At 70.6% G+C, this 13,362-nt stretch carries 14 protein-coding genes; 2 read left to right on the top strand and 12 right to left on the bottom strand.

Annotated elements, in window-relative coordinates; translation table 11 throughout:
* Positions 1-4: 4 nt before the first annotated feature.
* The 12 genes from ABZX11_RS35260 to ABZX11_RS35315 are packed head-to-tail and all read right to left on the bottom strand — an operon-like array spanning position 5 to position 11,297.
* Entirely contained in the window at positions 5-610 is a 606-nt protein-coding gene (locus ABZX11_RS35260; RefSeq protein ID WP_176175348.1) for a hypothetical protein, read from the bottom strand.
* A complete protein-coding gene (locus tag ABZX11_RS35265; protein ID WP_354921427.1) occupies positions 607-1,104 on the bottom strand; it encodes a hypothetical protein in 498 nt (165 codons plus the stop codon). Before ABZX11_RS35265 ends, ABZX11_RS35260 begins: the two co-directional genes overlap by 4 nt.
* Entirely contained in the window at positions 1,101-2,207 is a 1,107-nt protein-coding gene (locus ABZX11_RS35270) for an MlaD family protein (RefSeq protein ID WP_176175346.1), read from the bottom strand. The genes ABZX11_RS35265 and ABZX11_RS35270 overlap by 4 nt, the downstream gene beginning before the upstream one ends.
* The gene (locus ABZX11_RS35275) at positions 2,207-3,178 is read right to left on the bottom strand and encodes an MCE family protein (RefSeq protein WP_354921429.1); all 972 of its coding nucleotides are present in this window, start codon (positions 3,176-3,178) and stop codon (positions 2,207-2,209) included. Before ABZX11_RS35275 ends, ABZX11_RS35270 begins: the two co-directional genes overlap by 1 nt.
* Positions 3,175-4,173, bottom strand: a complete 999-nt coding sequence (locus ABZX11_RS35280) for an MCE family protein (RefSeq protein WP_176175344.1) — start codon at positions 4,171-4,173, stop codon at positions 3,175-3,177. The genes ABZX11_RS35275 and ABZX11_RS35280 overlap by 4 nt, the downstream gene beginning before the upstream one ends.
* Complete coding sequence (locus ABZX11_RS35285) at positions 4,173-5,168, bottom strand: MCE family protein (protein WP_354921432.1); 996 nt, start codon at positions 5,166-5,168, stop codon at positions 4,173-4,175. The genes ABZX11_RS35280 and ABZX11_RS35285 overlap by 1 nt, the downstream gene beginning before the upstream one ends.
* Positions 5,165-6,181, bottom strand: coding sequence for an MCE family protein (locus tag ABZX11_RS35290; RefSeq protein WP_176175342.1), 1,017 nt, complete (start codon positions 6,179-6,181; stop codon positions 5,165-5,167). The genes ABZX11_RS35285 and ABZX11_RS35290 overlap by 4 nt, the downstream gene beginning before the upstream one ends.
* The gene (locus ABZX11_RS35295) at positions 6,178-7,374 is read right to left on the bottom strand and encodes an MCE family protein (protein WP_176175341.1); all 1,197 of its coding nucleotides are present in this window, start codon (positions 7,372-7,374) and stop codon (positions 6,178-6,180) included. The genes ABZX11_RS35290 and ABZX11_RS35295 overlap by 4 nt, the downstream gene beginning before the upstream one ends.
* On the bottom strand, positions 7,371-8,186 hold the full coding sequence (locus tag ABZX11_RS35300) for an ABC transporter permease (RefSeq protein ID WP_176175340.1): 816 nt from the start codon (positions 8,184-8,186) through the stop codon (positions 7,371-7,373). The genes ABZX11_RS35295 and ABZX11_RS35300 overlap by 4 nt, the downstream gene beginning before the upstream one ends.
* Positions 8,187-8,981: an ABC transporter permease gene (locus ABZX11_RS35305; RefSeq protein WP_176175339.1), complete on the bottom strand. Its 795-nt coding sequence runs from the start codon at positions 8,979-8,981 to the stop codon at positions 8,187-8,189.
* Positions 8,978-9,706 carry a hypothetical protein gene (locus ABZX11_RS35310; protein WP_354921437.1) on the bottom strand — a complete coding sequence of 243 codons (729 nt, stop codon included), beginning with the start codon at positions 9,704-9,706 and terminating at the stop codon, positions 8,978-8,980. The genes ABZX11_RS35305 and ABZX11_RS35310 overlap by 4 nt, the downstream gene beginning before the upstream one ends.
* Before the next feature lie 19 nt (positions 9,707-9,725).
* A complete protein-coding gene (locus tag ABZX11_RS35315) occupies positions 9,726-11,297 on the bottom strand; it encodes a DUF6801 domain-containing protein (RefSeq protein ID WP_354921440.1) in 1,572 nt (523 codons plus the stop codon).
* Positions 11,298-11,548: 251 nt separating this feature from the next.
* On the opposite strand from ABZX11_RS35315, the gene ABZX11_RS35320 reads away from it, so the two are divergent.
* Together ABZX11_RS35320 and ABZX11_RS35325 are read left to right on the top strand one after the other, a co-directional pair.
* Positions 11,549-12,478, top strand: a complete 930-nt coding sequence (locus ABZX11_RS35320) for an ATP-binding cassette domain-containing protein (RefSeq protein ID WP_354921443.1) — start codon at positions 11,549-11,551, stop codon at positions 12,476-12,478.
* Positions 12,475-13,308 (top strand): ABC transporter permease, encoded by an 834-nt coding sequence (locus ABZX11_RS35325; RefSeq protein WP_354921446.1) that lies wholly within the window; start codon positions 12,475-12,477, stop codon positions 13,306-13,308. The genes ABZX11_RS35320 and ABZX11_RS35325 overlap by 4 nt, the downstream gene beginning before the upstream one ends.
* The last annotated feature ends 54 nt before the right edge of the window (positions 13,309-13,362 follow it).

A 13,362-nucleotide genomic window follows, 5' to 3' on the forward strand; every position in this document is an offset into this window, starting at 1 on the left:
ATGCTCAGGCGGCGGACATCCCGGTGACGCGCCACTTCCCGCCGACGCGCTCCGCCGTGACGCTCAGCTGGGCGGCGCCGGTGCTGCGCTGCCCGTCGCCCCGCGTACCGGTCTGGTCGAGGAACACCAGCAGTGCCGCGCGGTCGCCGTCGAGGAGCTTCACGCCGGACGCGACGGCGGTGGAGGTCACCACGAGCTTCTGCTCGGTGGCCAGCTTGCGGACCTGGCCGAACAGCTGCTCGTACTGCGCGAGCGCGGGCCCGGTCAGGACGTCCTTCGCGGCCTGCTCGCTCTTGGCCGGATCGTCGTAGCGGTAGGAGAAGACCGTGCCGAGCGCCGCGCTGACCTGCTTCCCGGCGTCGGCCGTGCCCGCAACGTCGGACAGCGCGCTGTTGTGCGCGACGACGTCGTTCGTGGCCCGCGCTTCGAGCGTGAACCACACCGCGAGCCCGGCCATGACCACGGCCACCACCGCGAGCACCACCATGGCCCGCCGCCGCGGCCGGACGGCCGGGGCCGGCTCGGCCGAGGCCGGGGCCGGCTCGTCACGAGCTTCCGGGTGCCGTCGGCCGGCGACCTTCACGGCCCGCTTCTTCGTCGCTGTCTTCACGGTGCCTCCCCGACGGGAACCTGGCCGAGGCCGGTGACGTGCCAGCCGTCCGGCCCGCGGGTCAGGTCGGCCTGGAACCGGTTGCGCTTGGTCACGGCGTCCCCGCCGTCGGGCGCCACGACGAGTTCGACCGAGGCGATCAGCTTCGCCGTCCCCGCCGCGGTGTCCACTTCGGTCACCGCGGCGTCGGTCACCTTGCCCGTGGTGACGGTCTTGGCCTGCGCTATCCGGTCGAGGCTGCCCTGCCGGTCCGCCGCCAGCTCGTCGCGCAGCGCGCCGCCGGACAGCTCGAGCCAGTGCTGGTAACCCGGCGCGGCCTGCCGGTAGTCCAAAGTGGTCAGCGCGGCCACCGCCGTCCGGCCCGCCTGCAACGCCTCTTCCCGGACGACCGCGCGCGCGACGCCGTCGTCGTGCGCCGCCTGCCACCAGGTGAAGCCCGACCACCCGGCCGCGACGGTCGCCAGGACCGCCGCCACCAACGCAAGAACCCTCACGGCCGTCCTCCCGGTGCGTTCTGCGAGCCCCGCACGTTCGTCGGGTCACCCTTCGGCAGCGCGCAGCGCGCGGCCGTGTTCAGCGGCCGGACCGACGTGTCGAGGCCGTTGCGGTACGGCGTCGAGTACCCGGTGGTGCACGGCGGCGGGTCGAAGAAGGTCAGTGACAGTCCGATGTGGACACCGTCCGGCCGCACGATCGTGCCGGCCGCGGCGACCGCCTGCGGCGCGGTGATCAGCAGCTGCCGGATCCCGTCCTGCCGCGTTTCCAGGACGTCCGCGGTGGTCAGCAGGTTGGCCAGCAGCACGCCGAGGTTCGGCCCGGAGTCGCGGATCAGGGCGCTCACCTCGTTCGCGGCCGCGGGCACGGCCGGGATGAGGGTGCGCAGGTCGCCGTCGGACGCCTTCAGGGTCGACGCCAGCAGCTTCGCGTTGACGCCGAAGTCGCGGATCGCGCCGGCCTGCTGCACCTGGGTGTCGAGCACGGTGTGCGCGTCGGTGACGAACCGGGTCAGCGGCGCGACGTGCGCGCTCGCCGCCTGCACGAACTCGATGCCGCGGCCGACCAGCTGGTCCAGCGCCGGGCCGGCGTCGGACGTCGCGTTGTACAGCTCGTCGACGACCGTGCGCAGCGCGGGCTTGGGCACCGAGTTCGCGAACGAGTCCACTGTAGACAGGACGACGTCGACCGGCAGCGGGATCTTCGTGTCCGCCTGGGTGAGCACCGAACCGTCGTGCAGCTTGGGACCGCCGTCGGTGCGCGGCCGCAGGTCGACGTACTGCTCGCCGACGGCCGACCGGTCCGCGACCACGGCTTCGGTGTCGGCGGGCACCGGCGCGGTCCCGGAGTCGATCTCGAGGTCGGCTTCCATCCCGGCCGGGGTCAGCCGCAGCTCGCCGACGCGGCCGATCGGGACACCGCGGTAGGTGACCTCGGCGTTCGTGAAGATGCCGCCGCCGGTCGGGAACTGCGCGGTCACCGTGTAGCCGCGGTCGAAGAACACCTTGTCGAGGCCCGCGTAGGTGGCCCCGACGTAGGCGACGCCGACGACGGCGATGACCACGAAGAGCGTCACCTGCACGCGCACGAACCGGGTCAGCATCAGTGGCCTGCCTTCAGGAACCCGTTGAGGTAGTCGCCGCGGATGGTGTCCAGTGCGGCGTCCGGGAACGGGAAGGTGAAGACCATCTCCATGGCCTTCGGGAGCTTGTCGCCGGAGTCGGCCAGCCGCCGCAGCAGCGGCTCCAGCGCGCGGAGGTCGGCGACCAGGTCGTCCTTGCTGCGGTTGACCGTGTCGACGGCGACCGAGGTCAGCCCGTCCAGGGACTTGAGCATCCCGACCAGCGCCTCCCGCTGCTGGTTGAGGACGCCGATGCCCGGCGTGAGGCCGTTCAGCGTGGTGGTGATCCGGTCGGTGTGCGCGTTCAGCGTCGCCGAGAGCCGGTTGACGCTCTCGATGGCCCGGGTGATCTCGTTGCGGTGCTCGTCGAGCCCCCGCACGAAGGTGTCCAGATCGGACAGCAGGGACCGCGCCGCGGTCTCCTTGCCGCCGAGTGCGTCGTTCAGCTCGTGGCTGATGTTCTGCACCTGCGCGACGCCGCCCCCGTTGAGCAGCAACGACAGCGCTCCGAAGACCTCCTCGATTTCGGGCGTCAGCGTCGACCGGTCCAGCGGGATGTCCGCGCCGTCGAGCAGCCGGCCCGACGGCGTCGCGTCGTCGGGCGGGGCGAGTTCGACGAACTTCTCGCCGAGGATGCTCGCCTGCCGCAGCCGGGCGACGGCGTTGCCCGGCAGGTCGACGTCCCCGTTGAGCAGCAGCTCGACGACCGCGCTGCGCCCGTCCGGCGCCAGTTCGACCTTGACGACCTGGCCGACCGGCACGTCGTTGACCTTGACCCCCGACTGCGGCACCAGGTCGAGCACGTTCGTGAAGCTCGCGGTGACGTGGATCGGGTGGTCGCCGAGCGCGGCGCCGCCCGGCAGCGGGATGTCGTAGACGCTCACCCCGCTGCCGCAGCCGGTGGTGACCAGCGCGAGGGTGACCACCGCGGCCAGCTTGACCAGTGACTTCATTTCGGCTCCGCGTACTCGAGGAGGTTGCCGCGGCCGTCGATCGTCCCGTTGGCCTGGTCGTAGGCACCGAGCAGGTTCGTCAGGGCGTTCGGGGCCGCCTGGAGCGCCTCGGCCAGCGAGTCCTTCTGGTTCACCAGCACCTTCGTCACGTCGGCCAGCTTGTCCACATCGGACTGCACGCGACCCCGGTTGTCCTTGATGAACCCCTGCACGACGCTCAGCGCCTGGGTCAGCTCGGTCAGCGCGCCGGAGAACTGGTCACGCTGGTCGGCCAGCACCTTGCTGAGCGAGGCGATCTGCGAGATGGCCTGCTTGACCTGGCCGTCGTTGGCGGCGAGCATCGCGGTGAACCTGCTGATGTTGTCCACGGAGTTGAACAGGTCGTCCTTGGAATCGCTCGCCGTGCGCGCGAACTCGCCGAGGTTCTTGATCGCGGTGCCGATGGTCTGCCCGGTGCCGTTCAGGTAGTCCGCGGACCGGGTCAGGACCTCGCTGACGGCGCCGTCCTTGTTGGCGCCCTGCGGCCCGAGCGCGGACATCAGCTGGTTGAGGCTGTGCAGCAGGTCGTCGACCTCGACCGGGGTGGCGGTGCGCTCCCGCGGGATCGACGCACCGTCGGGCAGCTGCGGGCCGCCGCGGTAGACCGGCGTGAGCTGGACGTACCGGTCGGCGACCAGGCTCGGCGTGATGACGACGGCCCCGGCGTCCGCGGGCAGCGGCACACCCGGCCGCAGCGTCATGGTGACCTTGACGTCGGTGCCGTTCGGTTCCACTTCGGACACCGAGCCGATGGCGACGCCGAGGACGCGGACGTCCGAGTTCGGGTAGATGCCGACGGCGGCGGTGAAGTACGCGGTCAGCGTCCGCTCGGCAGGCGCGGTGACCACGGGCCACGCGGCCGAGACGACGAGGGCGAGCAGAACGCCGAGCGTGAGGGCCCGCAACCGCGTCCGCCGTCGCGCCTCGGCACCCAGGTCGATGAGCTGGTGGGCCATCAGCGTCCCCCGTTCTTCGGCGGCTGGCAGCTGCCCGGCGTGCTGCCGGTCGGGATCAGCCCGCAGATGTAGGTGTCGATCCACCGGCCGTTGCCGACGGCGTTGCCGAGCAGCCGGTAGAACGGCCCGGCCAGGCGCAGGCTGTCCTCGAGCTTCCCCTGGTTCTGCTGCAGCACGGTCGCCACGCGGTCGAGCTGGTCGAGCGCCGGCCCGAGTGTCTTCTGGTTCTCCGCGACCAGGCCGCGCAGCTGGATCGCAAGGTTCTTGATGCCGGTGAACAGCTTCGCGATGGCGTCCTTGCGGGCGTTCAGCTCGGTGAGGAGGGTGTTGCCGTCGCGGATGAGCGCCTGGATCTGGCCGGACCGTTCGCCGAGCGTCTTGGACACCTGGTTGGTGTTCTGGAACAGCTTGACCAGCTCGTCGTCGCGTGAGGCCAGCGTCTGCGACAGGGCGGCGACGCCGTTGAACGCGGTCTTGACGTCCTGGGGCGCCGACGCGCCGAGGGTGTCGGACAGCGTCCGGAACGCCTGGGCGAGCTGGTCGGTGTCGATCGCGCCGACCGTGCTCGCCAGGTCGTTGAAGACCGCGGTGACGTCGTAGGGCGAGCTGGTCCGCTCGGCCGGTATCGGCTGGTCCGGGTTCAGCTCGGCGTTGCCGACCGGGTCGAGGACGAGGTTCTTCTGGCCGAGCAGCGTCTTGATCTTGATCGCCGCCGTCGTCCGGTTGCCGACCCAGGTGTCGCGGACCCGGAACAGCACCTCGACGTGGTCGCCGGCCAGCCGCACGTCGGTGACCTCGCCGACCTTCACCCCGGCCACGCGGACTTCGTCGTTCGGCTTCAGCCCGGCGGCCTCGTGGAACTCGGCCTTGTACGTGGTGCCGCCGCCGATGAGCGGCAGGTCGTCGGAGAAGAAGGTGGCACTGCCGATCAGGGCCATGACCAGTGCGGTCACCGCGCCGACGGCGATCGGGTTGCGGCTGCGGAAGGGTTTCACCGGCACCTCGCAGCGGTGACGGGGATGCCCGGTGGCGGACCGCCCGGCGCCGGTTTCGCGTCCGTCTGCACCGAGCAGAGGTAGAAGTTCGCCCACGAGCCGTAGGAGAACAGCGTGCCGATCCGGTCGAGCTTCTTCGGCAGGTTGTCGAGGAACTGCTGGAACACCGGGGTGTTGTCGGCCAGGTTCTTCGACAGGTCACCGAGTGCGGTGATGCTGCCCTTGAGCGGCTGACGGCCCTGCTCCAGCAGCCCCGCGGTCGCCGTGGTCAGCTCGCCGAGGCCGCCGATGGCCTGCCCGATCGGCTTGGCGTCCGCGGCCAGGCCGGTGACCAGCTGGGCGGTGGTGTCGACGAGCGTGTCGAACTGGTCGCCCTGGGCGTTCAGCGTGTCGAGCACGGTGTTGAGGTTGCCGATCACCTGGCCGATCAGCGCGTCCTTCCCGGCCAGGGTCGAAGTCAGCGACGCGGTGTGCCGCAGCAGGCTGTCGATCGTGCTGCCCTCCCCCTGCAGGACCTGGATGATCTCGAACGACAGCTGGTTGACGTCGTTGGGCGACAGTGCCTGGAAGAGCGGCTTGAAGCCGTTGAACAGCGCGGTGAGGTCGAGCGCCGGCTTGGTCCGCTCCAAGGGGATCTGCGCGCCTTCGGCGAGCGTCGGCGAGGTGTCGGTGGCGCCGGGGTCGATCGACAGGTACCGCTGCCCGACCAGGTTCCGGTAGCGGATGGTGACCGAGGCCGACGCGGTGAGCCGGTGCGTCCGGCCGACCGAGAACTCGACGTCGGCGAGCCGGTGTTCGACGACCCGCACCGAGTCGACCTGGCCGATCCGGACCCCGGCCATCCGCACTTCGTCGCCGGGGTTGACCGAGGTCGCGTCGGTGAAGCGGGCGGTGTAGCCGATGGTCGCACCGACGTTCGAGTTGGCGATGGTGATCGCCAGCACGGCCGTTGCGGCCGCGGTGACCAGGAAGAAGATGAGCCCCTTGACGGCGGGCCCCGCCACGCTCCTCATCGGACGGTCACCTCCGTCCCGCGCAGTGCCGGTCCGATGAGGACACTGCTCCAGTCGGGCACGTCACCCAGCGCCGGCTTCAGGAGCTCCGCGACCAGTTTCCGCTCACCGGGCGAGTTGGCCGGGCCGAGGTCGCCGTCGGCCGGGCCCGCGGCCGCCGCGCCGCCGCCGTAGCACTTCGGGCCGCCGGTGGCGTCGAACCGCGGGGTGTCCCGGCCGGGGACGTACTTCTCGCGCGGGTCCTGCACGGTGAGCGTCACGTGCAGGCCGGGCTCGTTCGTGCCCTTGCCGAGTGCCTTCTCCATCAGCGGCTTGAGCCGGTTGACCGCGTCGAACAAGCACGGGAACTCCGGGGAGTAGCGCGACAGCAGCTCCAGCGTCGGCCGGCTCGCCGCCGAGACGCCGATCAGGTTGTCCTTGTTCTTGCGCAGGAATTCGTTGAGGTGCCCGGTGGCGCTGGTGACGCTCGCGTAGAGGTTGTCGAGGTCGGCCCGGGTGTCCACGATGGTCTTCGCGGTGGTCGAGAGGTCGCTCAGCGCTTGGAGGATGTCCGGCGCAGCCTTCGTGTAGACGTCGGCGGCGTTCGCCAGGCCGGTGATGTCGGCCTTGAACTGCGGCATCAGCGGGTTCACCTGCCCGAGGAGGTCCTGCAGCTTGACGATGCTGTCGCCGAGGGGTTTCCCGCGGTTGTCGAGCGCCTGGGAAATCGCGCCGAGCGAGCTGTTCAGCTTCTGCGGCTGGACCGCGCGCAGCAGCGGCAGCAGGTCTCCGAGGACGCGTTCCAGCTCGATGGCGTTGCTGGAGCGGTCCTGGGCGATCACGTCACCGGCCCGGAGTTTCCCCTGTGGACTGTCGGGGAGCACGAGGTTGACGTACCGCTCGCCGAACACCGTCTTCGGCAGCAGCCGCGCGGACACGTTCCCGGGCAGCAGGCCGATCTTCGCCGGGTCGAGGGCGAGGTCGATCTCGGCGCCCGTGCGCGTGCTGCGCACCGCCCGGACCTCGCCGAACGGGACGCCCTTGACCTTGACCTCGGCAGTGGGCGCGAGCTGGTTGCCGACGCGGTCCGCCCGCAGCGTCACCAGCTCGGCGTCGTCGAAGTCCTTGTCGTAGATGGCCACCGCGAGCCAGCCGAGCAGGACCAGCACGCCGAGGAAGGCGACCCCGGCGAGCTGCGTGCGGAAGCGGGTCATCCGGACACCTTCACCGTGGTCGTCGCACCCCAGATGGCCAGCGAGAGGAACAGGTCGAGCACGCTGATCAGCACGATCGACGTCCGCACGGCCCGGCCGACCGCGACGCCGACCCCGGCCGGGCCGCCGCCGGCGCGGTAGCCGTAGAAGCAGTGCGTCAGGATCACCCCGACGCTGAAGACGAGCACCTTGCCGAACGACCACAGGACGTCGCCGGGCGGCAGGAACAGCGTGAAGTAGTGGTCGTAGGTGCCGCCGGACTGTCCGAAGAAGACGACCGTGGTCAGCCGCGAGCCGAGGTAGGAGATCAGCAGCCCGATCACGTAGAGCGGGATGATGGCGATGAACCCGGCGACGATCCGGGTGGTGACCAGGTACGGCATGCTCCGCACGGCCATCACCTCCAGCGCGTCGATCTCCTCGGAAATCCGCATCGCGCCGAGCTGCGCGGTGAACCCACTGCCCACAGTGGACGAAAGGGCGAGCCCGGCGACCAGCGGCGCGATTTCGCGCGTGTTGAAGTACGCGGTCAGGAAGCCGGTCATCGCCGAGATGTTGATCTGGTTCAGCGCGCTGAAGCCCTGCAGGCCCACCGTGACGCCGGTGAACACGCAGAGCCCGACCATCACCCCGATCGTGCCGCCGATCACCGCGAGCGCGCCGCTGCCGAACGTCACTTCGGCCAGCAGCCGGACGACCTCGCGGAAGTAGCGGGTGACCGCGAGCGGGACGGCGGCGAGCGCGCGGACGTAGAAGAGCAGCTGGTCGCCGAGGTCGAACAGCCGGTCGCCGGGTTTGCCGAGGATGGCCACTCAGGTTCCCTTCGCCGGGACGAGCTGCAGGTACAGCGCGGTGAGCACGGTGTTGACGAAGAACAGCAGCAGGAACGTGATGACGACGGACTGGTTGACGACGTCGCCGACGCCCTTGGGGCCGCCCTTCGGGTTCAGGCCGCGGTAGGCCGCGACGACCCCGGCGAGGTAGCCGAAGATGACCGCCTTGATCGAGCTGACGACCAGGTCGGGCAGCTGCGCGAGGGCGTTGAAGCTGGCCAGGTACGCGCCGGGCGTGCCGCCCTGGACGATCACGTTGAAGAAGTAGCCGCCCAGTACGCCGACCACGCTGACCAGGCCGTTCAGCAGCACGGACACCCCGACGGCGGCCTGCACGCGCGGCACCACCAGCCGGTGGATCGGCGAGACGCCGAGCACCTCCATCGCGGCGATCTCCTCGCGGATGCTGCGCGCGCCGAGGTCGGCGCAGATGGCGCTGCCGCCCGCGCCGGCGATGATCAGCGTCGTCACGATCGGGCTGGCCTGCTGCACGACGGCCAGCACGCTCGCCGCGCCGTTGAACTGCTGGGCGCCGATCTGGCTGGTGAGCGAGCCGAGCTGCAGCGAGATGACCGCGCCGAACGGGATCGACACCAGGATCGCCGGCGTGATGGACACGCTGGCGATGAACCAGAACTGCTGGACGAACTCCCGCACCTGGTACGGGCGGCGGAGCATGGCGACCAGGACGTCGAGGCCCATCGCGCACATCCGGCCGAACTCGCGCAGGCCGTTCGCGGCCTTCTGCGGCGCTTCGCTGAGGAACGTGGTCATGACTTGCACCCGGTGCTGAAGCAGCGGAGCTGGAGGTTGGAGACGAAGGTGTTGCCCGGACCGGAAACCAGGCCGGTGAGCAGCCGGCTGACGTCCTCGTGCCCGACGCACCCGGCGAACTCCGGGGTGGTGAAGGTCGACGTCACCTTCACCGGCGGGGCGGGCGGGGAAATCGGCACCAGCGCCTTGATGGTGACCGCCGCGGGCTGGGCCGTCCGGCAGTCCGGGCCGACGTCGAGGGGCCGTCCGTCCACTTTGACGTCCGAAAGCCTGATGAACACCTTGGCGGTCACGTCGGTGTCGGCGCAGATGTTGGTCTGCGTGGCCTTGCAGTCCTTGTCCTTGCCCGTGTGCACGGTGGCCGTGCCCGTGGCGTCCCCGTCCGGGATGATCTCGACCCGGCCGGTGGTGGGCATGAACCGGAACGCGACGAAGTAGCCGTTCGCCGGTGGGATGGCGAGTTTCCCGGTGATCGGCACGGTGTTCGTGAGACCGCCCAGCGAGCCGTCGAAGGTGCCCGGCGGGAAGGTGATGTCCGACCCGAGCTTGGCGACGTGGCTCGTGGTCGGCTGCTGCGCGTCCCCCAGGGTGAAGCCGAAGGGGATCTGGGTGGCGGCCGCTTGTTGTCGTGGTGGTGGCGCGGTCTCGCCCGGCGCCGCTTCCGCGGCGCCGAGCGAGAACGCGGCCGTGACCAGCACCAGCAGCAGTGAGGTCCTGGTCAGCATCCGGAATTCCTCATCGAGTTCACTTCTTGGCGAGGGTGATGTCCAGCTTGTTGCCGGGACCGGAGGTGAGGCCGGTGATCAAGCCGGTCAGGAAGCCGCAGCCGGTGAACTGCGGGATGCCGTAGGTCGCGGTCAGCTTGCCGCCCTTGAGCGGGTCGAAGCCGGGCGCCGAGGTCAGCGGCACGTCCGCGGGCTTGACCGTGTGGCACGACTTCGACGACAGGATCGGGAAGCCGAACACGCGGACCTTGGTGAGCTGGACGTCGATCCGGGCGTTCGCCTTGACCGCACCACTGGTGAGGGTGCCGGTGATGGCGCCGACCTGGTCGAGCTTCACCGTCGCGGACGCCGGGATGAAGCCGAACACGCGGAAGTGGACATCCGACTTCGGCAGCGCGAGCTGGGCCCCGAACTTGCCCGAGGCGGCGTCGAGCTTGGCGTCCAGGGTGCCCGGGCCGAGCGGCAGCGTGGCGTGCAGCTGCTTGAGGACCGACTTGCCCTGCACGGAGTACTTGACCTCGATGCCGCCCGGCGGGTTCGTCGGCGTGGTGGTCGGGGTCGACGGCTGGGTGGTCGGCGTTGTCGGCTCGGTCGTCGGCGTGGTCGGGGTTGTCGGCTCCGTCGTCGGAGTCGTGGGCTCGGTCGTCGGCGTCGTCGGTTCCGTGGTCGGGGTCGTCGGCTCCGTCGTCGGCGTGGTCGGCTCCGTCGTCGGAGTCGTGGGCTCCGTCGTCGGAGTCGTCGGCTCGGTCGTCGGAGTCGTCGGCTCCGTCGTCGGCGTGGTCGGCTCCGTCGTCGGAGTCGTGGGCTCCGTCGTCGGAGTCGTCGGCTCAGTCGTCGGAGTCGTCGGCTCCGTCGTCGGAGTCGTCGGCTCCGTCGTCGGCGTCGTTGGCTCCGTCGTGGGCGTCGTCGGCTCCGTGGTCGGAGTCGTCGGCGTGGTCGGGGTCGTCGGCGTCGTCGGCGTGGTGGCGCCGCCCGCCGGCTTGATCTCGAACGTGCCCAGCTGCTGGTTCTGGCCCGGGACCGCGACGCAGTCGGAGGTGAACGTGCCGAGGTCGGTCGGCTGGCCGTCGGCGGTGCGCGGGGTCATCGTGGTGCTGAAGTTGCCGACCGTCACCGAGGCGGTGCCGGGGCTGGGGAACGTCACGGCCGGCGCCTTGCCGCTGCTCTTGACGTGGAAGGCACCCGACGGCGGCACCGGCGTCGAGGCGATCGTCAGCGGCAGGTTCAGGTTCAGCGTCTTGTCGACCGGGTACTTGAGCGTCGCCGCGGCCTTCGCCGAGCCGTCCAGCGAAGTGGCGCCGACCAGGGCGAGGCCCTCGGTGGCGGTCTCCGGCACGGTGACGTCGACGTCGAAGGTGATCGGAGTCGACGAGGCACCCGCGACGGCGTTGTCGGGCAGGTTCGTGTCGATCTTCACCGACAGCACCTGGTCGCCGATCAGCGGGAACGGGCAATTGTAGTTCAGCGTCAGGCTCACCGGCGCGGCCTGGCTCGGGCCCGCTCCGACGAGCGCGACGGTCGCCGCGACCGCCGCTGCGGTCGCGGCGGCCAGGCCGAACGCGGGCTTTCTCGACTTCCACGAAAACTTCACGGGTCGTCACCTCGGGAAATGGGGGAATTTCGGCAAAGCTACCTCCGTGTTTCACGGTGAACAAGCCGCCGGAAATTCTTTGTCACACGCAGGAGATCACCCCCATCCGGAAGGGTCACGCAGGTCAGCCCTTGTCACGCGGGTGCTATCCGATTCCGCGAAAATTGTCACGCGTTCCGCGAATGGCGGCGGGCTTCTTGATCGAGAGGCTCCGGTCCCGATACCTTTTGCGCGGCAGGAAAGGAGCGGCCATGCCCCAGCCGGTCATCGCCGTGACGGACCTCGCGAAACAGTACGGCGAAGTCACCGCACTCGCCGGGATCAGCCTCACCGTCGCCCGCGGCGCGGTGCTGGCGGTCCTCGGCCACAACGGCGCCGGGAAGACCACCCTGATCGACATCCTCAGCACGCGGGTCCGGCCGAGCGCGGGCACCGCCCGCGTCTGCGGCTACGACGTCGTGCAGCGCGGCCGCGCGGTCCGGCGGCGGATCGGCGTGACCGGGCAGTTCGCCGCGGTCGACGACGCCCTGTCCGGGCGCGGGAACCTCGTGCTGATCGCCCGGTTGCTGGGCGCCCGGCCGCGGCAGGCGCTGGCCAGGGCCACCGAGCTGATCGCCGCTTTCGGCCTCGAAGACGCGGCCGACCGCCCGGCCGGCACGTACTCGGGCGGGATGCGGCGCCGGCTCGACCTGGCCGCGGGGCTCGTCGGCGCGCCGCAGGTGCTCTTCCTCGACGAGCCGACGACCGGGCTGGACCCGGTCAGCCGCGCGGGGTTGTGGACGACCGTCGAGGGCCTCGCGGCGCGCGGGACCACGGTCGTGCTGACCACGCAGTACCTCGAGGAGGCGGATCGGCTGGCCGACCACGTCGTCGTCCTGGGGTTCGGGCACATCACCGTGTCGGGGACGCCGGCGCAGCTGAAGGCCCGGCTCGGCACCCGCACGGCGACGTGCACCTTCGGCACCGAACTGGCGTTGCGGCGCGCGGTGGACGCGTTGTCCCGCCTGGGTATCGCGGCCGGCCGCGCCGGGCTGGTGCTCACCGTGCCGTTGTCCGGCCCCGGCGACATCCCGGTGGTGGTCCGGGCGCTCGACGCGGCGGGCGCCCCGCTGCGCGACCTGACGGTGACCGAGCCGACCCTCGACGACGTCTACCTGTCCCTGCACCGGGCGGCGTCGTGACGCGGTTCCGGCACCACGCGGCCGTCGCCGCGCTCGCCGACCCCACGGCCTGGCCCGAATCCGGCTTCTGGACGCAGGTCCGGATCCTGACCGCGCGGTCGCTGCGCACGGCGTTCGGCGACCGGCGGCTGGTCTTCTTCGGCTTGCTGCAGCCGGTGGTGCTGCTGTTGCTGTTCAGCCAGGTGTTCAGCGGTGTGGGTGCGCTGCCGGGGGTGGCGGCGTACCAGGGTTACGTGAACTTCCTGGTCCCGGCCACGCTGGTCAACATCGCGATGACGACGGCGATGAGTTCGGGAGCGGGCCTCCTGGCGGAGATCTACGGCGGCTTCACCGGACGGCTGCGCTGCCTGCCGATCTCGCTGTTTTCGGTACTGGTGGCCCGCACGTTCGCGGATTCGGCGCGCCTGGGCGTCCAGCTGGTGGTGACGGCACTGGCGAGCGTGGTGTTCCTGGGCTTCCGCCCCGCGGGCGGCGTGGCCGGGCTGGCGCTGGCCCTGCTGGTGACGTTGGTCGTGGGCTGGTGCTTGAGCTGGGTTTTCGTGGCGATCACAACATGGCTGCGCAAGGCGGAGACCCTGCAGGCGGCGTCGTTCGTGGTGATGTTCCCCCTGATGTTCTCGTCGAGCGCGTACATGCCACTGGACACGATGCCGACGTGGGTCCGCGCGGTATCGGCGGTGAACCCGCTGACGTACGCGATCGACGCGACCCGGGCGTTGGCACTGGGCCGCCCGCTGGGCTGGTCGTTGACGGTGGCCTTGTTGATAGCAGCTACAGCCGCGGCGGCGGGCTCCTTCCTGGCGGCCCGCACGTTCCGCGCCCGCACGTAACTCGCGTGACCAGAGCCGTAACCGGCGTGATCGGAGCCGGAACTCGCGAGTTCC

Source organism: Amycolatopsis sp. NPDC004169, assembly GCF_040610315.1.
GTDB lineage: Bacteria > Actinomycetota > Actinomycetes > Mycobacteriales > Pseudonocardiaceae > Amycolatopsis.